Origin of the sequence: Streptomyces sulphureus DSM 40104 (genome assembly GCF_000381025.1) — a bacterium.
Lineage (GTDB): Bacteria > Actinomycetota > Actinomycetes > Streptomycetales > Streptomycetaceae > Streptomyces > Streptomyces sulphureus.
Genome location: NZ_KB905815.1, coordinates 846,431 through 870,762, shown reverse-complemented (window position 1 = coordinate 870,762; position 24,332 = coordinate 846,431). Strand labels below are relative to the sequence as shown.

Sequence of the window (24,332 nt, the reverse complement as noted above, 5' to 3'; positions counted from 1 at the left end):
CCCCGTGTCGGTGCACCGTGCCGTCCGTACGCGGTCCACCAGCGTTCCGGGGCGCCGAGTCGGTGGTCAACCTTGTCCGCTTCCGCCTGCCGAGTCTCGAAACGGAGGGACGATGGCCGCAGTTCGGCCGCCGCGCGAGCGCGCGCAGGCGCACGCTGCGGCAGCGAACCCGCTCGGTGACTCCGATCCGAGAGAGGAGGGGCCGCCCGACTACCGATTGGTTCCGCCGGCGCTGTGTGCGTGGGGCGCTGCCGCCATCGGCCTGGCGGCGCCGGGGAGTTGGGTGGTGACCGGGGCGTGTGCAGCGGTGGTCGGCGCGGTCCTGCTGCTGGGTACGGCGGCGTTCGGACGCAGGCGCGTGCTGCTCGTCGGCACGGCGATGGCGGCGCTCTCCGCCGCCGCAGCCGGCACCGGCGCCTGGCTCCACGCGGCCGATCTCCACAGAGGTCCGCTGCCGGAACTGGCGGAGCGGCACGCACGTGTCACCGTCGAGGCGACGGTGACGGCCGACCCGAGAGCCACCAAGCCCAAAGTCCGCGGAGCAGAGGAGACTCCGGGTTTCCTCGTCGTCCCGGCGGAGGTGCGGAGCGTCGAGGTGCGCGGCTCGTCGGCCACCGCCGTGCGCTCCCCGGTCCTCCTGGTGGTCCCACGAGAGCGGGTCGACGCGGGGGACACCCATGACGCGCGAGCAAAACAGGAACGCGGGGCGGACACGGCGTGGCTGAGCATGCTTCCGTCCACCGGCGTACGCGTCCACGCGGAGGCGGTACCGGCCCAATCCGCCGGCAAGGGAGGCAGGGACCTCGCCGCTGTCCTTCGGGTGCGCCCCGGTGTGCCGCAGGTCGTGCGCGGGCCCAGCGCGGTGCAGCGGGCCGCCGGGCACCTGCGCGCGGGGCTTCGCGAGGCGAGTTCCGGCCTGGACGGGGATGCCCGCGGGCTGTTGCCGGGGCTCGTCGTGGGCGATACGTCCCGGCTCGATTCCGGGCTCGAAGAGGACTTCCGCACCACGGACATGACACACCTTCTCGCTGTCAGCGGCTCGAACCTGACGGTGATGCTGGTGCTGCTGATCGGCAGACCGTCCTCGGCGGGCACCGCCGAACGCGGCGGTCTCGCCCCGCGGTTCGGTATTTCGCTGCGGCAGACGGCCGGCTGCGCTGGGCTGCTGACGCTCGGGTTCGTCGTCGTGTGCCGACCCGATCCGAGCGTGCTGCGCGCCGCCGCGTGCGGGCTCGTCGCCGTGCTCGCCATCGCCACGGGGCGCCGCAGATCGCTGCTGCCGGCGCTCGCCGCCGCCGTCCTCCTGCTAGTGCTCTACGACCCCTGGCTGGCCCGGGACTTCGGCTTCCTCCTCTCGGTCCTCGCAACTGCCTCCCTCCTGACGGTCGCGCCCGGCTGGAGCGCCGCCCTGCACAGGCGCGGCGTTCCGCACCGCCTCGCCGAAGCGCTCGCCGCCTCCGCTGCGGCGCAGCTCGCATGCGCGCCGGTGGTCGCCGTGCTCGCCGCGCACCTCAGCCTCGTGGCCGTCCCGTGCAACCTGCTCGCCGAGTTCGCGGTGGCGCCCGCCACCGTGCTCGGGTTCGCGACTCTTGCGCTCGCTCCGCTGCTCCCGCCTGTCGCCGAGACATGCGCGTGGCTTGCCAGTTGGCCGACCGAGGCGATCGCCACGATCGCCCGTGCCGGGGCCTCACTTCCGGGTGCGGAGGTCGACTGGCCGGGGAGCTGGTCGGGTGCGCTCCTCCTCGCCGCGGCAACTCTTCTTCTGTGCCTCCTCGTCGGCAGAGCGCCGGTGCTGCGGCGGCGCTGGGCGTGCGCCCTCGGCGCGGGGCTGCTCGTGCTGGCGCTGACGCGTCCTGCCCCTCTCGTCGGGCCGCTCACGGGCTGGCCGCCGGCCGGCTGGGCGTTCGCCGTATGCGACGTCGGACAGGGCGATGCCCTTGCGCTCGCCACCGGACGCCCGGGCGAGGCAGTCGTCGTCGACGCCGGCCCGGATGCAGAAGCCGCGGACGAGTGTCTCCGGGCGCTCGGGGTCACCGCGGTCCCCGCGCTCTTCCTCACGCATTTCCACGCCGACCACGTCTCCGGGCTCTCCGGAGTCCTCCGCGGCCGTTCGGTGCACACAATCCATACCTCTCCGTTCGCCGATCCGCCGGGCCAGGCGGCCGCGGTCCGGCGTACCGCTGCCGACGCCGGTGTCCCGCTGGAGGTGAGCACCGTGGGCGAACGGCGCCGAGTCGCGGACCTGTCGTGGGAGGTGCTCTGGCCGATTCCCCCTGAAGCAGGCGCGCCCGCTCCCTCGGGGCCGAACGACGCCAGCGTCACGCTCCTCGCCCGCACGCGCGGACTGAGCCTCCTGCTGCCGGGGGACCTCGAACCCGCCGCCCAGCGCCGGCTGTTGACCGAGCACCCCGACCTCCCGCGGGTCGACGTCCTCAAGGTCGCCCACCACGGCTCGCGTTACCAGGAGGCCGCCCTGCTCGACCGCATCCGCCCTCGCACCGCCCTGGTCAGCGCCGGTTCCGACAACACCTACGGACACCCGGCGCACGAGACCCTCCAGGCGCTCGAGGAGCTCGGCGCCGTGGTGGCCCGCACCGACACCCAGGGCGCGTTGGCGGTCACCGAGGCGGAGGGCCGGCCGTCAGTGGTGGCCGAGAGGGGGGAGCGATGAACAGTCGGGCGCCCGACCGTCGCGAAACGCCGCCGCGGTGGCTCTCGTTGAGCTCTCGGGGCGACGTCTTCCGAAGAGCGGGGCCGAAGAGCGGGGCCCAGTTGATCAACGCTGTGCTGCCCCAACGAGCAGTCCCGACACCGAGCTGCCCGACGCTGCTGGCCCGGCGCACGGGTGCCGTCGGCCGGTGGCGCCGTTCTCGTCACCTGCCGTGCACCGTGGATCACTCGAAATGAGTCATGACGACCGGCACCGACCGCAACTCCTCATTGACACCCACGAGTTACCCCGCGCACCACGCCTTCGGTCCGGGCCGCGTGTCAGGCAGACCGAGGCCCGGTCGATCGCACCGAAGAACGGGGAACACGAAGCACCCGCCCAGCAGCATGAAGTCGGCCCGGCTGTGCTCGACCCTGAGACCGGCCCCCGCACGCCCGCCCTGGACCTCGCGAACAAGGAAGCACGGAACGCAGCAGCAAGAGACCGACCGGTGCGCCCGGCCCCGCGGCAGGACTCCGCGAGGCCCCTTCTGCGCCCGGGGCCGGCCGCACATCGCCACACCCTCCAAGAGACCACGGCCCCCGACTCCTCGCCGCCGCAAGCGATCCACCGCCCACCGAGCCACTCATTCCCCCTCCGCCGCGGCCCCTCCCGGCTCCTCCCGAAGCGTCGTGTACTTCGACGCATTCCCCCGGGCGAGCTCGGCCGGGTAGCGGATGCGGTTCAGCTCGACCTTCTGCCGCAGCGCCTCCTCCAGGTCGACGCCCGTGACGTCGGCGAGGCGCAGCAGGTAGGAGAAGACGTCGGCGATCTCCTCCCGTACCGCCTGGGCCCGCCTCGGCTCGGCCATGATCTCCGCGGCCTCCTCGGCGCTGAGCCACTGGAAGAGTTCGAGGAGTTCGCCCACCTCGCCGGCGAGCGCCATCGCGAGGTTCTTCGGGTTGTGGAACTGCTCCCAGTCGCGCTCCTTGGCGAACTCCTCCAGGAGCCGCTGGAGTTCAGTGTTGCTCATGGCAAAGACCTACCAGGTGACGGCCGCGCCCCGCCAAGCCGGGACGCTCCCTGGAGGCCGCCCGACGCAGCGACGCCGGGGCGACCGCCGGGCGTCAGTCGCGTTCCAGCCACCCTTCGTGCTCCGTCGCCAGCGCGTCGAGGACCTCGGGGGAGTGGACGCCCCCGGGGTCCTCCAGGACCACGAGCCACTGGGCGTCCTCGGCGTCGTCCTCGCCTGCGAGGGCGTCGCGGACCAATTGCGGCTCCTCGTCGAGGTCGAAGCGGAGGCGGAGCTCCTCCGCGACCTCCTCCGCCGCCTCGCGGTCGGGAAGCACCAGGAGATGTCGTACGTCGCTCACCCGGTCATTCTGTCAGCGCCGCGTGGGATGCTGGGAGGCGATGGCAAGCACCCGTGAGAGCCGCAAGAAGCAGCCCGCCGACGATCTCCTCGTCCCCGTCACGCTCGCCGTGGGCCAGGAGGAACTCCTCGTCGACCGGGCCGTCCAGCAGGTGGTCAAGGCGGCGAAGGAGAGCGACCCGGAGACCGACGTGCGCGATCTCCAGGCTTCCGACGTATCGCCCGGAACCCTCGCGGAGCTCACCAGCCCGTCGCTCTTCGCGGAGCGGAAAGTGATCGTTGTGCGGGCGGCACAGGACCTCGCCGCCGATTCGATCAAGGACGTCAAGGCGTATCTCCCGTCCCCGGCCGAGGAGGTGGTCCTCGTCCTCGCGCATGCGGGAGGCGCCAAGGGCAAAGGCCTCCTGGATGCGGCCCGCAAGGCGGGCGCGCGCGAGGTCTCCTGCGCCAAGGTGACGAAGCCCGCCGAGCGCGTCCAGTTCGTCCGCGGCGAGTTCCGCACCCTCGGCCGCTCGGCCACCCCAGAGGCGAGCCAGGCCCTCGTCGACGCCGTCGGCAGCGATCTGCGCGAACTCGCCTCCGCCTGTGCCCAGTTGGCCGCCGACGTCGAGGGCACGATCGACGATGCCGTCGTAGGCCGGTACTACACGGGCCGCGCCGAGGCGTCGAGCTTCACCGTCGCCGACCGTGCGGTGGAGGGCAAGGCGGCCGAGGCGCTGGAGACGCTGCGCTGGGCCGTCAACACCGGTGTCGCCCCCGTGATGATCACCAGTGCCCTCGCCCAAGGGGTCCGCGCCATAGGCAAGATCGCCTCGGCGCGCGGGGCGCGTCCCGGCGACCTCGCCAGGGAGCTGGGGATGCCGCCTTGGAAGGTCGACCGGGTCCGTCAGCAGTCCCGCACCTGGACCCCCGACGGTGTCGCGGTGGCGCTGCGCGCCGTGGCCGAGGCGGACGCCGCGGTGAAGGGCGGCGGCCGCGACCCGGGGTACGCGCTGGAGAAGGCAGTCGTCACGGTGGCGCAGGCGGCCCGCGCACGGTGAGCGACGAGGCCGACCCGAGAAGGCGGCTGCTCGCTCGTTCAGGGAGCCACCGTGACGCGAGCTCCCTCAACCCCCGCCTCCCGCAGGGGTTTCGCCAGCGCGTCGTGGCTGCGGGCGCGACGCTGGTGGTTTCACCCGGCGCTGTCCGGCGGGGCTTGGGACCGCATCGGAAGAACCGTGCATTGCTGCGGGGCGCCGCCGTGCACCGGCAGAACCTGCCGGATGAGCCGCCTCGGCAGACCGGCACGGAGGAGCTCCGCGGCGGCAGGATCGCGTAAGGGGACGCTTCCCTCATCATTGCGGACGCCGGGTACCCCCAGGTCTCGTGGCGTCCTCGGCCCCGACCGCAGCGCCTCCCACGCCCAACTGCCCCAAGGGAACACGCCGTCGCCGCCCCGAGCGCGGCGACCCACCGCCGACACCGGTCGTCCCCGCACAGCACTGTGCCCCGGTGGCCGTCGGACCACCGGGGCACTTACGCAGTGTCGTGGCGAACAATACGTACTGTGGTCGCCACCTGCGGACGGGGTAGAGGGCCCGTCAACCGGCCTGCCGCAGACCGTGGTTCGGTCCAGGGCGGCGGCGCGGTCCGCAGGGGGCGTTCGTTCGGGGTGCGGGGGCGGGTGAGGGCCCGCCTTCCGTCACCGAGGGCCCGTCGAGCGGACCCGGGGCGGGGTCAGCCCTGGAGGGTGCCGACGCGCTTCGCCAGTGCGGCCTTCTTGTTCGCCGCGTTGTTCTTGTGCAGGACGCCCTTGCTGACGGCCTTGTCGAGCTTGCGGGCGGCGACGCGCTGGGCCTCGGTCGCCTCGGCGAGGTTGCCGGCGTCGACGGCTGCGCGAGTGCGGCGGATCGCGGTGCGCAGTTCCGACTTGACGGCCTTGTTGCGCTGACGAGCCTTCTCGTTGGTCTCGATGCGCTTGATCTGGGACTTGATGTTCGCCACGAATGAGCCTTTACGGGTTCGGTTGCTTCGTCTGTTACCCCGTGCCCGAAAGCCGGGGCCGTGCGAGCTCGCAGCCAGCGCCACCGCGGCGGGGCCGACGGGTGCTGTGCAGCGGGGGAGCCCGCCGCCTGCGGCGGCCGGACTCCGACGGCGCCCCGGGCTGCAGCCGCTCCGATTCCACCGGAGAACTCCGGGACCGAGGGGCTGGCCGAGACGCCAGCAGGCACGGTGCACCACGTTACCAGCAGCCGTTGGGGCCTCCCAAGCCGGTCCCGCAGCCGGGGTCGTGGGAACATGGAGCCCCGTAAGACCGCCCGATGGCATCCCGCCGAGGACCCGACCAGACCCGACAGGACACTGCGTGCCCGCGACCCCTTCGAACGTGCCGGAGCCCAGCCGTACCGATCCGGCGCTGATCCGTAACTTCTGCATCATCGCCCACATCGACCACGGCAAGTCGACGCTCGCCGACCGGATGCTCCAGCTCACCGGAGTCGTCGAGCAACGACAGATGCGTGCGCAGTACCTCGACCGCATGGACATCGAGCGTGAGCGCGGCATCACGATCAAGTCCCAGGCGGTGCGCATGCCCTGGGCCCCGACGGACGAGGCCGACGGCAAGTCCGCGCCGCACATCCTCAACATGATCGACACCCCTGGGCACGTCGACTTCACCTACGAGGTCTCGCGCTCCCTCGCGGCGTGCGAGGGATGCATCCTGCTCGTCGACGCGGCGCAGGGGATCGAGGCACAGACGCTCGCCAACCTCTACCTGGCGATGGAGCACGACCTCGTCATCATCCCCGTGCTCAACAAGATCGATCTGCCCGCGGCCCAGCCCGAGAAGTACGCCGCCGAGCTCGCGCACCTCATCGGCTGCGACGTCGACGAGGTCCTGAAGGTCTCGGCGAAGACGGGCGAGGGCGTCGAGACCCTCCTCGACGAGGTGGTGCGTCAGACCCCGCCGCCCGTCGGCACGGCCGACTCCCCGGCGCGTGCGATGATCTTCGACTCGGTCTACGACGCGTACCGCGGCGTCGTCACCTACATCAAGGTCGTCGACGGCAAGCTCAACCGGCGCGAGCGCATCCGCATGATGTCGACGGGCGCCGCCCACGAGCTGCTGGAGATCGGCACCAACTCACCGGAGATGAAGGCCGCGGACGGCCTCGGCGTCGGCGAGGTCGGCTACCTCATCACCGGCGTGAAGGACGTCCGCCAGTCCAAGGTCGGCGACACGGTCACGCAGCTCTCCAAGGGCGCGGAGGAGGCCCTGCCCGGCTACAAGGACCCCAAGCCGATGGTCTTCTCCGGCCTCTATCCGCTCGACGGCTCGGACTACCCGGAACTGCGCGACGCCCTCGACAAGCTGCTCCTCAACGACGCGGCGCTCACCTACGAGCCGGAGACCTCGGCCGCACTCGGCTTCGGCTTCCGCGTCGGGTTCCTCGGCCTGCTGCACCTGGAGGTGATCAGGGAGCGCCTGGAGCGGGAGTTCGGCCTCGACCTCATCGCCACGGCCCCGAACGTCGTCTACCAGGTGCGGATGGAGGACGGCACCGAGTACGAGGTCACCAACCCGAGCGAGTTCCCCACAGGCAAGATCGACGAGGTGAGCGAGCCGGTGGTCCGCGCGACGCTCATCGCCCCCAGCGAGTACGTCGGCGCGATCATGGAGCTCTGCCAGTCGCGCCGCGGCAGCCTCCAGGGGATGGACTACCTCTCGGAGGACCGCGTCGAGCTGCGCTACACGCTGCCGCTCGCCGAGATCGTCTTCGACTTTTTCGACTCGCTGAAGTCCAAGACCCGCGGCTACGCCTCCCTCGACTACGAGACGACGGGCGAGCAGATCGCCGACCTCGTCAAGGTCGACGTCCTCCTGCACGGGGACAAGGTCGACGCCTTCTCCGCGATCGTCCACAAGGACAAGGCGTACGCGTACGGCACCCGCATGGCGACGAAGCTGCGGGAGCTCATCCCGCGGCAGCAGTTCGAGGTGCCCATCCAGGCCGCCATCGGTTCGCGGATCATCGCCCGCGAGACGGTCCGCGCGATCCGCAAGGACGTCCTCTCCAAGTGCTACGGCGGCGACATCTCCCGTAAGCGGAAGCTGCTGGAGAAGCAGAAGGAGGGCAAGAAGCGGATGAAGATGGTCGGCCGGGTCGAGGTGCCGCAGGAGGCGTTCATCGCCGCGCTCTCCACCGACGACGGCGGGGGCGAGAAGGCGAAGAAGTAGGGCGCCCACCGGTGCGTTTCCGCCAATCTTCCCTGCGGTGCAGGGGGTTGGACTCCGAGCCGTGTGAACTCTCCGTAGTGGTTAGGGATACCGTCGGCAGCCCCCTTACGTAAGGGGGCTGCCGCCCTTAGTCTGATCACTGCTCGGTAGTTACTCGTGAGTCACCAAGCTCGGTGCGGGCCCCGGAGGTTGCCGTGAGCGACACGCAGTCCCTGATCGAAAACCGGCCGCCCTCCGTGGCGTCGCTCTTCCTGGAGCGGGTCGAGGCCACGCCGGACCGCGAGGCGTATCGCTACCCCGTGCCGCCCGCCTCCGGCGAGGGACCCGACGACTGGGGCTCGTACACCTGGCAGCAGGCGGCCGACCGCGTCTTCGCGATCGCGGCCGGGCTCATGGCGCTCGGCGTGCGCCCGGAGGAGCGGGTCGGCATCGCCTCCTCGACGCGGGTCGAGTGGGTCCTCTCCGACCTCGGCATCCTGTGTGCAGGCGCCGCGACCACCACCGTCTACCCCTCCACCAACGAGGAGGAGACGCTCTTCATCCTCGCCGACTCCGAGAGCCGGGTGCTCATCGCGGAGAACGACGAGCAGGTCGCGAAGGTCCGGGCGCACCGCGCCAAGCTCCCCGAACTCGCCCACGTCGTCCTTCTCGACGGTGAGCCGGCGAGCGGCGCGGGCGACCCCGAAGGCTGGGTGCTCACCTTCGAGGAGCTTCAGCGCCGCGGCCGCGAGCACCTGGAGCGGCGTCCGGAGGCGGTGAAGCAGACCGTATCGGCCCTCCGCGCCGACCAGTTGGCGACGCTGATCTACACCTCGGGCACCACGGGCCGCCCGAAGGGGGTCCGCCTCCCGCACGACTGCTGGTCCTACATGGCGAAGGCGATCGCGCAGAGCGGCCTCGTCACCACCGACGACATCCAGTACCTCTGGCTGCCGCTCGCCCATGTCTTCGGCAAGGTGCTCACCGCGGGCCAGATCGAGTTGGGGCACGTCACCGCCGTCGACGGCCGCGTCGACAAGATCATCGAGAACCTTCCGGTGGTGCAGCCGACCTACATGGCGGGCGTGCCGCGGATCTTCGAGAAGGTCTACAACGGCATCGCAGCGAAGGCGAAGGCCGGAGGCGCGGCGAAGTACAAGATCTTCCAGTGGGCGGCGGGCGTCGCGCGCGAGTACGCGAAGGTGACGCAGGAGAACTTCCGCCGCACCGGCACCGCCTCGGCCCCCGCGGGACTGCGTGCCAAGCACGCCGTCGCCGACCGGCTCGTCTACGCCCAGATCCGCGAGGCGTTCGGCGGCAACCTGCGCGCCTGCGTCTCCGGTTCGGCCGCGCTCGCGCCGGAGATCGGCTACTTCTTCGCCGGCGCGGGAGTGCACATCCTGGAGGGGTACGGCCTCACGGAGTCGAGCGCGGCGAGCTTCGTCAACCCGGGCGAGGCGTACCGCACCGGCACCGTCGGCAAGCCGTTCCCCGGCACCGAGGTGCGCATCGCCGAGGACGGCGAGGTCCTGCTCCGCGGGCCCGGCATCATGGAGGGCTACAACGGGTTGCCGGAGAAGACGGCCGAAGTCCTGGAGGAGGACGGCTGGTTCCACACCGGCGACATCGGCGAGCTCTCGGACGACGGTTACCTGCGCATCACCGACCGCAAGAAGGACCTGATCAAGACCTCGGGCGGCAAGTACATCGCCCCCGCCGAGGTGGAGAACAGCTTCAAGGCGCTCTGCCCGTACGTCTCGAACATCCTCGTCCACGGCGCCGACCGGAACTTCTGCACCGCCCTCATCGCCCTCGACGAGCCCTCCCTCCAGGCGTGGGCCGACGAGCAGGAGGACCTCAAGGGCCGCCCGTACGAGGAGGTCGTCACGTCCGAGCAGGTGCGCACGCTCATCGCCGGTTACGTCGACGAGCTCAACTCCGGCCTCCAGCGCTGGGAGACGGTGAAGAAGTTCCGCGTGCTGCCGCGCGACCTCGACATCGAGCACGGCGAGCTCACCCCGAGCCTCAAGCTCAAGCGGCCCGTCGTGGAGCGGGAGTTCAAGCACCTCATCGAGGAGATGTACGAGGGGGCGCGCGCCTCCTGACGCGGGCGCCGCGGCTCAGTCCACGAGGTCCCGCACGACCGCGTCGGCGAGGAGCCGCCCCCGCAGCGTCAGCACCGCGCGCCCGTGCGCGAAGGCGTCCCGGTCCAGCAGGCCGTCCTCCGCGGCAGTGGCGGCGGCCTTCGCGCCCGCGGGCGCGAGGAGTTCGAGCGGGCACCCCTCGGAGAGCCGCAGCTCCAGCAGGATGCGCTCCACCCTGCGGTCCTCGGACGTGAGCACCTCGCGTCCTGCGCCGGGGGAGCGCCCGTCGCCGAGCGCCTGCGCGTAGGCGCCGGGGTGCTTCACGTTCCACCAGCGGACGCCGCCGACGTGGCTGTGGGCGCCCGGGCCCGCGCCCCACCAGTCGGCGCCCGTCCAGTACAGCTCGTTGTGGCGGCAGCGCGAGGGGGCGTCGGCCGCCCAGTTGGAGACCTCGTACCAGTCGAGGCCCGCCGCGGTGAGGCGCTCCTCCGCGAGGAGGTAGCGGTCGGCGTGGACGTCGTCGTCGGTCGGCGGCACCTCGCCGCGGCGTATTTGTGCGGCGAGCCTGGTGCCGTCCTCGACGATGAGCGAGTACGCGGAGATGTGGTCGGGACCCGCGCCGAGCGCGGCGTCGAGGGTCGCGCGCCAGTCGTCGTCGGTCTCGCCCGGGGTGCCGTAGATGAGGTCGAGGTTGACGTGCGCGAAGCCGGCGGCGCGTGCTTCGCCGACGCACTCCTCCGGGCGCCCCGGGGTGTGCCGGCGGTCGAGCACCTGGAGCACGTGCCGGCGTGCGCTCTGCATGCCGAAGGAGATCCGGTTGAACCCCGTCTCGCGCAGCTCGGCGAGGTAGGCCGGGTTGACGGACTCCGGGTTCGCTTCGGTGGTGACCTCGGCGTCCTCGGCGAGCCCGAACTCCTCGCGTACGGCACCGAGCATCCGTCCCAGGTCGGCGGCGGGCAGCAGCGTCGGCGTCCCGCCGCCGACGAAGACGGTCTGCACCCGGCGCCCGTCGTCGCCCAGCACCCGCCGCGCGAGCCGCACCTCCTCGGCGAGGACCTCGGCGTAGTTCTCGCGCGAGGCGAGCCGGCCGCCGCTGCCGCGCAGCTCCGTCGCCGTGTAGGTGTTGAAGTCGCAGTAGCCGCACCGCGTGGCGCAGTACGGGACGTGCAGGTAGAAGGCGAGGGGGCGGGCGGCGGCGCCGTCGAGCGCGGGCTCGGGCAGGGCGCCGTCGGCGGGCATCGGCTCGCCGTCGGGGAGTGCGGAGGGCATGCCTCCATTGGAACACTGCGCCGGAGCATCCGGTCCGGGTGCGCTTCCTACGCGGGCGCCGTGACGAAGTCGATCAGCTCCTCGACCCGGCCGAGCAGCTCCGGCTCCAGGTCGCGGTAGGTGCGGACCGAGCCGAGGATGCGCTGCCAGGCGCGTCCGGTGTGCTCGGGCCAGCCGAGGGCGCGGCAGACGCCCGTCTTCCAGTCCTCGCCGCGCGGCACCGTGGGCCAGGCGCCGATCCCGACCGACGCCGGTTTCACCGCTTCCCAGACGTCGATGTAGGGGTGCCCCACGACGAGCACGTCGTCCCCCGAGACCTCGGCGGCGATCCGCGACTCCTTCGAGCCGCGCACCAGGTGGTCGACGAGGACGCCGAGCCGCGCATCGGGCGCGGGCGCGAACTCCCGCACCACGGCGGGCAGATCGTCGATCCCCTCGAGGTACTCGACGACGACGCCCTCGACCCGCAGGTCGTCCCCCCAGACGCGCTCGACCAGCTCCGCGTCGTGCCGGCCCTCGACGTAGAGGCGCCCCGCCCTCGCGACCCGCGCCGGCGCGTCCGGTACCGCGATCGAGCCGGAGGCGGTGCGCCGGGGCGCGGACGCGGGCGGAGGCGCGACGGGGCGTACGAGGGTGACGGTGCGCCCTTCCAGGAGGAAGCCGCGCGGTGCCATGGGGAAGACCCGGTGCTTCCCGAAGCGGTCCTCCAGGGTGACCGTCGGGCCCTCCGCCGTCTTCTCGCAGCGCACGACGGCTCCGCAGAAACCGGTGGTCACCTCCTCCACGACGAGGTCGACATCGGCCGGTACCTCAGGCACCTGCCGCTGCCGCTTCCACGGCGGGGTGAGGTCGGGGCTGTACTCGCGGCTGCGCATGGTCCCTGTTCTCCGTACGCGCGCGGGGGCGCGGGCTGCTCGGGGAGCCGCCGGGACACCGGCGGCTCGCTGCGGACGGGGGCGCCTCACGGTCGGCGCCCGTGCCATTCTGCCCCCGCCCCTCGCCCGTACGCCCGCGGGTGCCGGGGCGCGCCGCTCAGCCGAACCGCCGTGCCAGCGCGTCCCGTTGGGCCGCGACGAACGCGGCGTCGACGACGGCCCCGTGCCCGGGCACGTAGACCGCTCCGGGCCCGCCGAGCCGGAGCAGCCTGTCCAACGCCTCGGGCCACCGCGCCGGGTGCGCGTCCGACTCCGCCTGGGGTTCGGCCGACTCCTCCACGAGGTCACCGCAGAAGACGACGGAGCGCTCGCCTGCCCCGTGCGGTACGAGAACGGCGAGGTCGTGCGCGGTGTGCCCGGGGCCGACGTCGACGAGGTGCGCCGTGCGCCCGCCGAGGTCGATGGTGAGCCGGTCGGTGACCGTGTGCTCGGGCGCCACGAGTACGTCGACGGCCTCGGCCGCCGCTTCGGCGTCGAGCCCGTGCGCGAGCGCGTCGGAGAGGAGCGCCTCCCGTCCGCGCGCCCCCGGCGCCAGCAGCGCATCGGTCCCGACGGCGCCGTAGACGCGGACGCCCGCGAAGGCGGCGGTGCCCAGGACGTGGTCGAAGTGCGGGTGCGTGAGCGCGACATGGGTCACGCGCGCGCCGAAGAGCGCCGTCACCTCGCGCCGTACGGCCGCCCCCTCGTGCAGGCTGGAGCCGGTGTCGATGAGCAGCACCGCCTCTGCGCCGGCGACGGCACCGACCGTCGCGTCCCAGCCGGGGAGCCTGCGCCGGATCACCGCGGGGCCGAGCGGCTCCCAGGCCGCCCCCTCGGACTCGACCGTGTGCGTCTTCTCCACGCCGACGAAACTACCGGCGCCGCACGGGAGCTGCCCGCCCGGGAGGGCCGCTCGCACCGTGCGCAACGGGCTCCGCGCGCTCGGTGGGGCCCACCCTTGCCCTGCTCCTGGTGACCCGCCGTACACTGGCCCACGGGGAGTTTGGCACTCCCCTTCGCAGAGTGCCAGGCAGCCGTCGCGGGGCGGAGAGGAAGCGGACGGGAGGTGCGCGGAAATGCTCGGGGAACGCAGACTTGAGGTGCTGCGCGCGATCGTCCAGGACTACGTCGGCACCCATGAGCCGGTGGGTTCGAAGGCGCTCACGGAGCGGCATCACCTCAGGGTCTCGCCGGCCACCGTGCGCAACGACATGGCGGCGCTCGAGGAGGACGGCTACATCGCGCAGCCGCACACCAGCGCGGGGCGCATCCCCACCGACAAGGGGTACCGCCTCTTCGTCGACAAGCTCGCCGACGTCAAGCCGCTTTCGCCGCCCGAACGCCGGGCGATCCAGAACTTCCTCGGCGGCGCCGTCGACCTCGACGACGTCGTCGGCCGCACGGTGCGGCTGCTCGCGCAGTTGACCCAGCAGGTGGCGGTCGTTCAGTACCCCTCGCTCACCCGCTCCACCGTGCGCCACGTCGAGCTGCTCTCGCTGGCGCCCGCGCGGCTGATGCTGGTGCTGATCACCGATACGGGCCGGGTCGAGCAGCGGCTCATCGACTGCCCGACGCCGATCAGCGAGGCGACCCTCGCGGATCTGCGCGCCCGGCTCAACAGCAAGGTCGTCGGCGAGCGGTTCAACGACGTGCCCGGTCTCGTCCAGGACCTCCCCGAGTCCTTCGACGCGGACGACCGCGGCACCGTCTCGGCCGTGGTGGCGACGCTGCTGGAGACGCTCGTGGAGGAGACCGAAGAGCGGCTGATGATCGGCGGCACCGCCAACCTCACCCGCTTCGGTCCCGACTTCCCGCTCACCATCCGTCCGGTGCTGGAAGCGCTGGAGGAGCACGTGGTGCTGCTGAAGCTGCTCGGCGAGGCGACCGATTCGGGCATGACGGTCCGGATCGGGCATGAGAACGCTCACGAGGGGCTGAGTTCCACGTCGGTCGTCTCGGTCGGTTACGGTTCGGGCGACGAAGCGGTCGCCAAACTCGGCGTGGTCGGCCCAACCCGCATGGACTACCCCGGAACGATGGGAGCTGTACGCGCAGTGGCACGGTACGTCGGACAGATCCTGGCGGAGTCGTAAGTGGCGACGGACTACTACCAGGTCCTCGGCATCGAGCGCGATGCCTCGCAGGACCAGATCAAGAAGGCGTTCCGCCGGCTCGCGCGCGAGCTGCACCCGGACGTCAACCCGGACCCGAAGACCCAGGAGCGGTTCAAGGAGATCAACACCGCTTACGAGGTCCTCTCCGATCCGCAGAAAAAGCAGGTCTACGACCTCGGCGGGGACCCGACGGGCGGCGCGGCCGCCGGCGGTGCCGGCGGGTTCGGCGGCGGCTTCGGCAACTTCAGCGACATCATGGACGCCTTCTTCGGCACCGCGTCGCAGCGCGGCCCGCGTTCGCGCACCCGCCGCGGGCAGGACGCCATGATCCGACTGGACATCGACCTGAACGAGTCGGCCTTCGGGACGACGAAGGAGATCCAGGTCGACACCGCCGTCGTCTGCAACACCTGCAACGGCGAGGGCGCGGCCCCCGGCACCTCGGCGCAGACCTGCGACATGTGCCGCGGCCGCGGTGAGGTCTCGCAGGTGACGCGGTCCTTCCTCGGCCAGGTGATGACGTCGCGCCCGTGCCCCCAGTGCCAGGGCTTCGGCACCGTCGTCCCCACCCCGTGCCCGGAGTGCGCGGGCGACGGACGCGTCCGCTCCCGCCGCACCCTGACGGTGAAGATCCCGGCCGGCGTCGACAACGGCACCCGCATCCAGCTCGCGGGCGAGGGCGAGGTCGGCCCCGGCGGCGGGCCGGCAGGCGACCTCTACGTCGAGATCCACGAGAACGCGCACCCGACCTTCCAGCGCCGCGGCGACGACCTGCACTGCACGGTCACCATCCCGATGACGGCCGCCGCACTCGGCACCCAGGTGCCGTTGGAGACGCTCGACGGTACGGAGGAGGTGGACATCCGTCCCGGCACCCAGTCCGGGCAGTCCATCCCGCTCCACGAGCGCGGCGTCACGCACCTGCGGGGCGGTGGCCGCGGTCAGTTGATCGTCCACGTCGAGGTGACGACGCCGACGAAGATGGAGGCCGAGGAGGAGGAGCTGCTGCGTCGCCTGGCGGCGCTGCGCGGCGAGGAGCGGCCGACGGGGCAGTTCCAGCCCGGTCAGCAGGGGCTCTTCTCGCGTCTCAAGGACGCCTTCAACGGCCGCTGAGGGCTTGGGGGTTGGCCGCTGCCGCGGCGGGTGTGCGCGGAGTGCGTCCGGTTGCTGACGGTGCGAGACGTCCGAGGTGCGGCGCGTGACAGGATATGGGCATGTCCTCCGTGCCCCTGCTCCACGAGCTGCTAGAGCACCCCGTCGTCCAGGCCCCGATGGCCGGCGGCGGTTCCACACCCGAGCTGGCGGCCGCGGTGAGCGAAGCGGGCGGGCTGGGCTTCCTCGCCGCCGGTTACAAGACGCCGGAGGCGATGTACGAGGAGATCAAGCAGCTCCGCCGGCTCACCTCGAGACCGTTCGGCGTCAACCTCTTCATGCCGCAGCCGTCGTTGGCCGACGCCGGAGCCCTCGCCCTTTACCGCGAGCAACTCGCGGGCGAGGCAGCGTGGTACGAGACCCCGCTGGGCGAGACCGACCACGGCACGGACGACGGCTTCGAGGCGAAGCTCGCCATCCTCGCCAGCGACCCGGTCCCCGTCGTCTCGTTCACTTTCGGCTGCCCGACGCCCGAAGTCGTGGGGCGGCTCCGGGCGTTGGGCACCTTCACCGTCGTCACGGCGACGACCGTCAGGGAGGCGCTCGCCGTCGAGGAGGCCGGCGCGGACGCGGTGGCGCTCCAGGGCGTCGAGGCCGGCGGTCACCAGGGCACGCATCGCGACGACCCGCAGGTCGACGGACGCGGCATGGGCGTGGGCCTGTTGACGCTCGTCGCCGGTGCGAAGGAGGCGGTGCGGCTGCCGCTGATAGCCGCCGGGGGCTTGGTGCGCGGCGGCCAGATCGCCGCCGTGCTCGCTGCGGGCGCCGCTGCGGCCCAGCTCGGGACGGCTTACCTCGTCTGCCCCGAGTCGGGGGCCAGCCCGCTCCACAAGGCCGCGCTCACCGACCCGGTCCACGCGGGCACCGAACTCACCCGCGCCTTCTCCGGGCGCCCGGCCCGCGGCCTCACCAACCGCTTCCTGCGCGAACACGGCCCTTACGCACCGCCCGCCTACCCTCAGGTGCACCACCTCACCGCCGGCCTCCGCAAGGCGGCGGCCCGCGCCGAGGACCCGCAGGGCATGGCGCTCTGGGCGGGGCAGGGACACCGGATGGTGCGGGAGCTTCCCGCGGGACAGTTGACGGAAGTACTGGTGGCGGAGGTCTCGGTGGCACGGGAAGCGTTCGCGGGGAGGGCCGGCGGCGCGGCCGTCGCCCCGCTCGACGGCGAGAGCGGTGCTGCGCTGTGACGGCGCCCGTCTTCCTCGTCGACGAACTCCCCCACTCCACAGGGCCGTTCGTGCTTGAAGGCCCCGAGGGGCGGCATGCGGTCTCGGTGCGGAGGTTGCGGGCAGGGGAGCCGGTCGCCCTCACCGACGGCGCGGGCCGCGGGGCCCGCGGGACCGTCGAGGCGGCCGAGGGGAAGGACCGCCTGCGGGTGCGGATCGAGGAACTCCTCGTCGAGCCGCCGGAGCAGCCGCGGATCACCGTGGTGCAGGCGCTGGTCAAGGGTGACAGAGGCGAGCTGGCGGTGGAGACGATGACGGAGGTCGGCGTCGACCGCATCGTCCCGTGGGCCGCCTCCCGGAGCATCGCGCAGTGGAAGGCCGAACGCGGCGCGAAGGCGCTCGCCAAGTGGCGGGCCACAGCGCGCGAGGCGGGAAAGCAGTCGAGGCGGCTCCGCTTCCCCGAGGTCGCCGAGCTCCACTCCACGCAGCAGATCGCGCCGCTCCTCGCGGGCGCGGGCTTCGCGGCCGTGCTCCACGAGGAGGGCGCCGCACCGCTCGCCTCCGCCGGGCTGCCGGGCGAGGGCGAGTGTGTGCTCGTCGTCGGGCCCGAAGGGGGGCTTGCGCCCGCGGAGTTGGAGACCTTCGGCGAGGCGGGCGCGGAGCCGTACCGCCTCGGACAGAGCGTCCTCCGCGCTTCGACGGCCGGTACCGCGGCGGCAGCCGTACTCCTCGCGCGCTCCGGGCGCTGGGCGTAGAAGTACCGCGTTGACCTGCGGTGATGTGCGGCGTGCCGGGTCGGGGGACGCTCTGCGACGCGGTCCGACGGCTGGGACGGGTGACGTAAAGTAGGTCGGACCGTACCGCCGAGCAGGGGAGTTGCTATGCCAGTCGAATGGCAGCCGGTGCGGCAGTCCCGTACCCACGAACTGGTGCTGGAGAGCGTCGAGGAGAGGGTGCTCGCGGGTGAGCTGCGCGTCGGTGACCGGCTGCCTCCCGAGCGTGAGTTGGCGCCGGTCCTGGGGGTGAGCCGCTCCGCACTCCGGGAAGCGCTGCGGGTGCTGGAGACGATCGGGGTGCTCGTTGCGCAGGCGGGCCGCGGGCCCGACGCGGGCGCCCGAATAGTACGCAACCCCGACGACGCCCTGGGCCGCGTGCTGCGGCTGCACTTCGCGCTCGGCAGCTACGGCCTGGAGGACGTGCTGGAGGCCCGGGTCGTCCTCGAGCGCTCCAGCTTCGAGGCCGCCGCACGGCACGCCCCGCCCGAGGACCTCGACGCCGCGGAGGAGCTGCTCGCGGGGATGGGCAGGCCCGACGTCGGCGTCGCCGACTTCAACGACCTGGACACCCGCTTCCACATCCAGATCGCCCGCAGTTCCGGCAACGAGCTGACGTCGACGCTCACTTCGGCCGTCCGCGAGTCCGTCCGCCCGCTCATCCTCCGCGCCCTGGAGACCGTCGACGACTGGCCGGCCACCGCGCACGCGCTCAACGAGGACCACACCGAGCTCCTCCGCCTCCTTCGCGAGGGGCGCGGCCAGGAGGCCGCCGACCTTGCGGAGCGGCACATCCGCGGCTTCCACGGCACTCTCGTCGACGAGACCGCGGAAGAGGGCGCGTTGGACGAGTGAGCGGCCAACTTTTCTTCTTTTGAGGGTTGTTGAGTGCGCCGCTGATGGGAAGCCCGGTCCTTTCCCCTGCGACCGGCGGGTGCCCGGGCCTCGTTCGACCGGGCGCCGGCGGGAGCCACGTGCCGTCCGAAGCCGGTGGCGCGGGCGTGGCAGCATCACGGCGGGGCACTCAGGGGAGAGCTGGTCTGGGGCGGCTGGCAAGGAGCTTCGGCCACAACGCTGCCTCGTTCCATGGGCGTTGAGTCGGGCCACGGCCGGTGGTGCTGCCTCCGACGGCGGCCACGCCGGAAACGTCGTCCACAAGTGCGGGCGATAGTACGGAGATTGCCACGGAGTGACGCCGCCTCACTGCGGTCTGACCGAATGCATGTCAGCCCAAGAACCGTGACTACTATGGTCAGACCTTAAAGACGACCGTGGAGGTCCCATGCGCATCGGACTCTTCGCCACCTGCCTGGGAGACACGCTCTTCCCCGACGCGGTGAAGGCCACAGCCGTGCTCCTCACCCGCCTCGGGCACCAGGTGGCCTTCCCGCCGGGCCAGACCTGCTGCGGCCAGATGCACGTCAACACCGGCTACCAGCGCGAACCGGTGCCGCTCGTCCGCAACTTCGCCGAGCAGTTCGGGGACCCCTCGATCGACGCGGTCGTGCTGCCCTCGGGGTCCTGCGCCGGGTCCGTCCGCCATCAGCACGGAATCGTGGCCGAGCGGTACGGGGACGCAGGACTCGTCGACGGCGTCGCGAAGGTGCGGGCGAAGACGTACGAGCTCTCCGAACTCCTCGTCGACGTCCTCGAAGTCACCGATGTCGGCGCCTACTTCCCGCACCGCGTCACCTACCATCCGACATGCCACTCGCTGCGGATGCTGCGCGTCGGCGAGAAGCCGCTGCGGCTGCTGCGCGCCGTCGAGGGGATCGACCTCGTCGAACTCCCCGAGGCCGACGCCTGCTGCGGGTTCGGCGGCACCTTCGCGCTGAAGAACGCGGAGACCTCCTCGGCGATGCTGGCCGACAAGATGCGGCACGTGGCGGAGACCGGCGCCGCCGTCTGCACCGCGGGGGACTCCTCCTGCCTGATGCACATCGGCGGCGGGTTGAGCCGGATCGCGTCGGACACCCGCACCCTCCACCTGGCGCAGATCCTCGCCGCCACCCGCACCTCGCCGTACGCACTCGCGGAGGCCGCCCGATGAGCAGCACCTTCCTCGGTATGCCCGCAGCGCCCCCGCGCAGCCCCTACGGCACCGGCAACCTGCGCGGCGAGCAGAAGTTCCCCAAGGCCGCGCACGGCGAGCTCCGCAACGAGCAGCTCCGTAGCAACCTCGGCAAGGCCACCCGCACCATCCGCGCCAAGCGCCTCGCCGTCACCGGCGAACTCCCCGACTGGGAGCGGCTCCGCGACGCCGGGTCGGCGATCAAGACCGACACCATGAACCGACTCCCCGAACTGCTGGAGGAGTTGGAGCGCAGGGTGACCGAACGCGGTGGCACCGTCCACTGGGCGCGCGACGGCGCGGAGGCCAACGAGATCGTCACCCGCCTGGTGAAAGCGACGGGCAGCGAGGAGGTGATCAAGGTCAAGTCGATGGCCACCCAGGAGATCGGGCTCAACGAGCACCTGGAAGCCGAGGGCATCAGGCCGCACGAGACCGATCTCGCCGAGCTCATCGTGCAGTTGGCACACGACAGGCCCTCGCACATCCTCGTCCCCGCCATCCACCGCAACCGTGAGGAGATCCGCCGGATCTTCCTCAAGGAGATCCCCGGCGTCGACCCGCACCTCGACTCCGTCCCCGCGCATCTCGCCGCCGCGGCCCGCGCGTACCTGCGCGAGCAGTTCATGACGACGAAGGTCGCGCTCTCGGGCGCCAACTTCGGTATCGCCGAGACGGGCACGCTCTCGGTGGTGGAGTCCGAGGGGAACGGGCGGATGTGCCTGACGATGCCGGAGACGCTGATCTCCGTGATGGGCATCGAGAAGGTGCTGCCCCGCTTCGCCGACCTGGAGGTCTTCCTCCAACTGCTGCCACGCTCCTCGACAGGGGAGCGGATGAACCCCTACACCTCGATGTGGACGGGCGTGACCCCCGGCGACGGGCCGCAGGAGTTCCACCTCGTCCTCCTCGACAACGGGCGCACCGCCGCGCTCGCGGACAAGGTCGGTCGCGAGGCGCTCAACTGCATTCGCTGCTCGGCCTGCCTCAACGTCTGCCCGGTCTACGAGCGGACCGGCGGGCACTCGTACGGGTCGACATACCCGGGCCCGATCGGTGCCGTCCTCACACCGCAGCTCGCCGGGATGCACGCGGCGAAGGACGACCCCAACAGCTCGCTCCCGTACGCCTCCAGCCTGTGCGGAGCCTGTTTCGACGCCTGTCCCGTGAAGATCGACATCCCGTCGCTCCTCGTCGAGCTGCGCCACCAGAACACCGAGGAGTCGGGCACGACCGCGGAGAAGACGGCGATGAAGGCGGCGGCATCGCTCATGAAACGCCCGAAGCTGTACACGAAGGCGCAGAAGGCGTCGCGTGCCGGTCGGTTGATGGCGGGCAAGGACGGAAAGCTCTCCCATCTGCCGCCGCCCTTCAACGGCTGGAGCGCCACCCGCGACGTCTCCGAGCCGCCGAAGCAGACCTTCCGCGAGTGGTTCGCCTCGCCGGAGGGGCAGGCGGAGCTGCGCGCCGCGGCCCCGCAGGACGACGAGGGAAAGGAGGAGGACCGATGACCGAACACCCCCCGACCGCCCGCGAGTCGGCGTCCGCGAGGGACACCGTCCTCGGCAGGGTGCGCGACGCGCTCGCGCTCGCCGAAGCCCCTCAGGTCGAGGTGCCCCGCGACTACCGGACGGGCCGCACCCTTCCCGACGACGCACTCGTCGCCCTCCTCACGGACCGCCTCCTCGACTACAAGGCCGAGGTCCGCACCTGCACGGCAGACCGCACGGCGGAGACGGTCGCCGAGGCCCTCCACGCGCACGGCGCGCGCAGGGTCGGCATCCCGCCGGGGCTCGACCCCGGCTGGCTCGCCGACTTCGACGGCGAGGTCGAGACCGACTCGGCCGAGGTGCCGGCACCCCGGCTCGGGGAACTCGACGGAGTGGTGACCGCGTCGGCCGTCGCCTGCGCGGAGACCGGCACCCTCTTCCTCGACGGCACACCGCGGCAGGGGCGGAGGGCCCTCACCCTCGTGCCGGACCTGCACGTCTGCGTTGTCGACCGCTCGACGGTCGAGGTGGGTGTGCCCGAGGCCGTCGCGCGCCTCGTCCCCGAGCGTCCGACGACGCTGATCAGCGGCCCCTCCGCGACGTCCGACATCGAACTGGAGCGCGTCGAGGGCGTCCACGGCCCGCGGACGCTCGTCGTCCTCATCCGCACCGACGCCTGAACCGCACCGCGCCCGCGCCGAGGCGAAACCGGCTCGGACGGGCGCGGTGCGGCCCGGTAGCATCCGTGCATGGCCGGAGAACCTCAGGCGGACTGCCTGTTCTGCAAGATCATTTCGCGGGAGGTGCCCGCGACCCTGCTCCGCGAGACGGAGACGACGCTCGCCTTCCGGGACATCAACCCCCAGGCCCCGACGCACGTCCTGGTGATCCCCAAGGCGCACTACCCGGACGCCGCGACGCTCGCGACCGAAGCCCCCGAACTCGCCGCCGCCATACTGCGCGAGGCCGGCGAGGTCGCCAGGGAGGAGAAACTCGACGCCCCCCAGGGCGGCCCGGGCTCCGGGTACCGCGTCGTCTTCAACACCGGTTCGGGCGCGGGCCAGACCGTCTTCCACGTCCACGCGCACGTCCTCGGCGGCCGCGGCCTCGAATGGCCCCCCGGGTAGCGGGCGTTGTCCGTACGTGAACTGGTGGTGCTCGGCACCGCCAGCCAGGTCCCGACGCGGCGCCGCAACCACAACGGCTACGTGCTGCGTTGGGACGCCGAGGGCATCCTCTTCGACCCGGGCGAGGGCACCCAGCGCCAGATGATGCGCGCCGGCGTCTCCGCGCACGACCTCACGCGCCTGTGCGTGACGCACTTCCACGGCGACCACTCGCTGGGCCTCGCCGGGGTGATCCAGCGGATCAACCTCGACCGCGTTCCGCACCCGGTGACGGCCCATTACCCCGCCTCGGGCGAGGAGTACTTCGAGCGGCTTCAGTACGCGACCGCCTACCGCGAGAGCGTCCGCCTCCGCCGCCGCCCCGTCGACGAGGCCGGAGTCCAGGCGCACACAGGCGAGTTGACGCTCACGGCCGAGCGGCTCTCGCACCCTGTCGAGGCGTACGGCTACCGCGTCGTCGAGCCCGAAGCGCGACGGATGCTCCCCGAGCGGCTCGCCGCGCACGGCATCGCCGGGAGCGATGTGGGCCGGCTCCAGCGCGAGGGCGAACTGCGCGGGGTGCGGCTGGAGGACGTCTCGGCGCCGCGGCGCGGGCAGCGGTTCGCCTTCGTGATGGACACCCGGCTCTGCGACGGGGTCTTCCTCCTCGCCGACGGCGCCGACCTCCTCGTCATCGAATCGACCTTCCTCGACGAGGACGCCGCACTCGCCCGCGAGTTCGGCCACCTCACGGCGGGACAGGCCGGTCGGGTCGCTGCCGAGTGCGGGGTGCGCAGCCTGGTGCTGACGCACTTCTCGCAGCGGTACACCGACCCGCAGGAATTCGGCAGGCAGGCGCGGAAGGCCGGCTTCGACGGGGAGTTGACGGTCGCCGAGGACCTTGCGAGGGTCGCCGTGCCGAAGCGCAGGTGATACGGGCGTATCATGCCGGGATGCCCATAGCGCCACCCGATGCCCGCCACCTCCCCAAAGCGGAGCTCCACCTCCACATTGAGGGCACCCTCGAACCAGGCACCGCCTTCGCCCTCGCCGAGCGGAACGGCATCACCCTGCCGTACTCCTCGCCCCAGGAGCTGCACCGCCGGTACGACTTCGCCGACCTCGGCTCCTTCCTCGAGCTGTACTACGCACTCATGGACGTCCTCCGCACCGAGCAGGACTTCTCCGACCTCGCCGAGGCGTACCTGGAGCGCTCGGCCGAACAGGGCGTGCGGCATGCGGAGATCTTCTTCGACCCGCAGGCGCACACCTCGCGCGGAGTCCCGATCGGCACGGTCATCGAGGGGCTCGGCCGCGCGCTCGACACCTCCGAGGAGCGGTACGGCATCTCGACGCGGCTGATCCTCTGCTTCCTCCGCGACTCCTCGCCCGAGGACGCGGCCGAGACGCTCACGGCCGCCGAGCCCCACCTGCACCGCATCACCGGCGTCGGACTCGACTCGGCCGAGGCGGGCAACCCGCCGGGCCCCTTCCGCGACGTCTACCGCCGCGCCGCCGAACTCGGCCTGCGCCGCGTCGCGCACGCGGGCGAGGAGGGCCCCGCCGCGTACGTCGCGGAGGCGCTCGACGAGCTCGGCGTGGAGCGCATCGACCACGGGCGGCGCGCACTGGAGGACCCCGCGCTGGTGCGGCGGCTCGCAGAGGAGCGGATCCCGCTCACCGTCTGCCCGCTCTCCAACGTCCGGCTCCGCGGCGTCGACACCCTCGCCGACCACCCTCTCCCGCAGATGCTCGACGCCGGGCTCCTCGCCACCGTCAACTCCGACGACCCGTCGTACTTCGGCGGCTACGCGGCCGACAACTTCACCGCCTGCGCCGAGGCGCTCGGCCTGGGCGAGGAGCAGCTCCGCCTGCTGGCGCGCAACTCGTTCCTCGCGTCCTTCCTCGACGACGACGAGGAGCGCCGGGCCCGCTACCTCGCCGAGGTGGACGCCTTCCGGTTCTGAGCC

Annotated in this window: 21 protein-coding genes; 15 read left to right on the top strand and 6 right to left on the bottom strand. The window is 72.1% G+C overall.

Annotated features, from left to right (window positions below; genetic code table 11):
• The first annotated feature begins 112 nt into the window (after nt 1-112).
• The gene (locus F603_RS0111915) at nt 113-2,671 is read left to right on the top strand and encodes a ComEC/Rec2 family competence protein (protein WP_026328345.1); all 2,559 of its coding nucleotides are present in this window, start codon (nt 113-115) and stop codon (nt 2,669-2,671) included.
• A gap of 625 nt (nt 2,672-3,296) precedes the next feature.
• On the opposite strand, the gene F603_RS0111910 is transcribed toward F603_RS0111915, so the two are convergent.
• Complete coding sequence (locus tag F603_RS0111910; RefSeq protein ID WP_019546240.1) at nt 3,297-3,683, bottom strand: nucleotide pyrophosphohydrolase; 387 nt, start codon at nt 3,681-3,683, stop codon at nt 3,297-3,299.
• 94 nt (nt 3,684-3,777) lie between these two features.
• Nucleotides 3,778-4,023 carry a hypothetical protein gene (locus F603_RS0111905; protein ID WP_019546239.1) on the bottom strand — a complete coding sequence of 82 codons (246 nt, stop codon included), beginning with the start codon at nt 4,021-4,023 and terminating at the stop codon, nt 3,778-3,780.
• 40 nt (nt 4,024-4,063) lie between these two features.
• On the opposite strand from F603_RS0111905, the gene holA reads away from it, so the two are divergent.
• A complete protein-coding gene (gene holA, locus F603_RS0111900; protein ID WP_019546238.1) occupies nt 4,064-5,062 on the top strand; it encodes a DNA polymerase III subunit delta in 999 nt (332 codons plus the stop codon).
• Between the two features lie 676 nt (nt 5,063-5,738).
• Here holA and rpsT read toward each other — a convergent pair.
• Nucleotides 5,739-6,005, bottom strand: coding sequence for a 30S ribosomal protein S20 (gene rpsT, locus F603_RS0111890; RefSeq protein ID WP_016910613.1), 267 nt, complete (start codon nt 6,003-6,005; stop codon nt 5,739-5,741).
• A 361-nt stretch (nt 6,006-6,366) separates the two neighbouring features.
• On the opposite strand from rpsT, the gene lepA reads away from it, so the two are divergent.
• Nucleotides 6,367-8,241: a translation elongation factor 4 gene (gene lepA, locus F603_RS0111885; RefSeq protein ID WP_019546236.1), complete on the top strand. Its 1,875-nt coding sequence runs from the start codon at nt 6,367-6,369 to the stop codon at nt 8,239-8,241.
• Between the two features lie 194 nt (nt 8,242-8,435).
• Nucleotides 8,436-10,325 (top strand): AMP-dependent synthetase/ligase, encoded by a 1,890-nt coding sequence (locus F603_RS0111880; RefSeq protein WP_019546235.1) that lies wholly within the window; start codon nt 8,436-8,438, stop codon nt 10,323-10,325.
• Between the two features lie 15 nt (nt 10,326-10,340).
• Here the strand turns inward: F603_RS0111880 and hemW are convergent, their stop codons facing one another.
• The 3 genes from hemW to F603_RS0111865 form a co-directional block, all read right to left on the bottom strand.
• Complete coding sequence (gene hemW / locus F603_RS0111875; RefSeq protein WP_019546234.1) at nt 10,341-11,573, bottom strand: radical SAM family heme chaperone HemW; 1,233 nt, start codon at nt 11,571-11,573, stop codon at nt 10,341-10,343.
• Nucleotides 11,574-11,620: 47 nt separating this feature from the next.
• Nucleotides 11,621-12,448 (bottom strand): DUF3097 domain-containing protein, encoded by an 828-nt coding sequence (locus F603_RS0111870; RefSeq protein ID WP_019546233.1) that lies wholly within the window; start codon nt 12,446-12,448, stop codon nt 11,621-11,623.
• A gap of 157 nt (nt 12,449-12,605) precedes the next feature.
• Complete coding sequence (locus F603_RS0111865) at nt 12,606-13,349, bottom strand: MBL fold metallo-hydrolase (RefSeq protein ID WP_026328344.1); 744 nt, start codon at nt 13,347-13,349, stop codon at nt 12,606-12,608.
• Nucleotides 13,350-13,563: 214 nt separating this feature from the next.
• On the opposite strand from F603_RS0111865, the gene hrcA reads away from it, so the two are divergent.
• The 11 genes from hrcA (at nt 13,564) to F603_RS0111810 (ending at nt 24,329) form a co-directional block, all read left to right on the top strand.
• The gene (gene hrcA, locus F603_RS0111860; RefSeq protein WP_019546231.1) at nt 13,564-14,580 is read left to right on the top strand and encodes a heat-inducible transcriptional repressor HrcA; all 1,017 of its coding nucleotides are present in this window, start codon (nt 13,564-13,566) and stop codon (nt 14,578-14,580) included.
• Nucleotides 14,581-15,714 (top strand): molecular chaperone DnaJ, encoded by a 1,134-nt coding sequence (gene dnaJ / locus F603_RS0111855; RefSeq protein ID WP_016910606.1) that lies wholly within the window; start codon nt 14,581-14,583, stop codon nt 15,712-15,714.
• Between the two features lie 101 nt (nt 15,715-15,815).
• Entirely contained in the window at nt 15,816-16,943 is a 1,128-nt protein-coding gene (locus F603_RS0111850) for a nitronate monooxygenase (protein ID WP_019546230.1), read from the top strand.
• Nucleotides 16,940-17,677, top strand: a complete 738-nt coding sequence (locus tag F603_RS0111845; protein ID WP_019546229.1) for a 16S rRNA (uracil(1498)-N(3))-methyltransferase — start codon at nt 16,940-16,942, stop codon at nt 17,675-17,677. The genes F603_RS0111850 and F603_RS0111845 overlap by 4 nt, the downstream gene beginning before the upstream one ends.
• A gap of 126 nt (nt 17,678-17,803) precedes the next feature.
• Complete coding sequence (locus F603_RS0111840) at nt 17,804-18,550, top strand: FadR/GntR family transcriptional regulator (protein WP_019546228.1); 747 nt, start codon at nt 17,804-17,806, stop codon at nt 18,548-18,550.
• A 427-nt stretch (nt 18,551-18,977) separates the two neighbouring features.
• Nucleotides 18,978-19,745, top strand: a complete 768-nt coding sequence (locus F603_RS0111835) for a (Fe-S)-binding protein (protein WP_019546227.1) — start codon at nt 18,978-18,980, stop codon at nt 19,743-19,745.
• Nucleotides 19,742-21,277, top strand: a complete 1,536-nt coding sequence (locus F603_RS0111830; protein WP_019546226.1) for a lactate utilization protein B — start codon at nt 19,742-19,744, stop codon at nt 21,275-21,277. The genes F603_RS0111835 and F603_RS0111830 overlap by 4 nt, the downstream gene beginning before the upstream one ends.
• Entirely contained in the window at nt 21,274-21,936 is a 663-nt protein-coding gene (locus F603_RS0111825) for a LutC/YkgG family protein (RefSeq protein WP_019546225.1), read from the top strand. Before F603_RS0111830 ends, F603_RS0111825 begins: the two co-directional genes overlap by 4 nt.
• 69 nt (nt 21,937-22,005) lie before the next feature.
• Nucleotides 22,006-22,383: a histidine triad nucleotide-binding protein gene (locus tag F603_RS0111820; protein ID WP_019546224.1), complete on the top strand. Its 378-nt coding sequence runs from the start codon at nt 22,006-22,008 to the stop codon at nt 22,381-22,383.
• A gap of 6 nt (nt 22,384-22,389) precedes the next feature.
• The gene (locus F603_RS0111815) at nt 22,390-23,295 is read left to right on the top strand and encodes a ribonuclease Z (protein WP_026328343.1); all 906 of its coding nucleotides are present in this window, start codon (nt 22,390-22,392) and stop codon (nt 23,293-23,295) included.
• Between the two features lie 20 nt (nt 23,296-23,315).
• Nucleotides 23,316-24,329 carry an adenosine deaminase gene (locus tag F603_RS0111810; protein WP_019546222.1) on the top strand — a complete coding sequence of 338 codons (1,014 nt, stop codon included), beginning with the start codon at nt 23,316-23,318 and terminating at the stop codon, nt 24,327-24,329.
• Nucleotides 24,330-24,332: the final 3 nt, after the last annotated feature.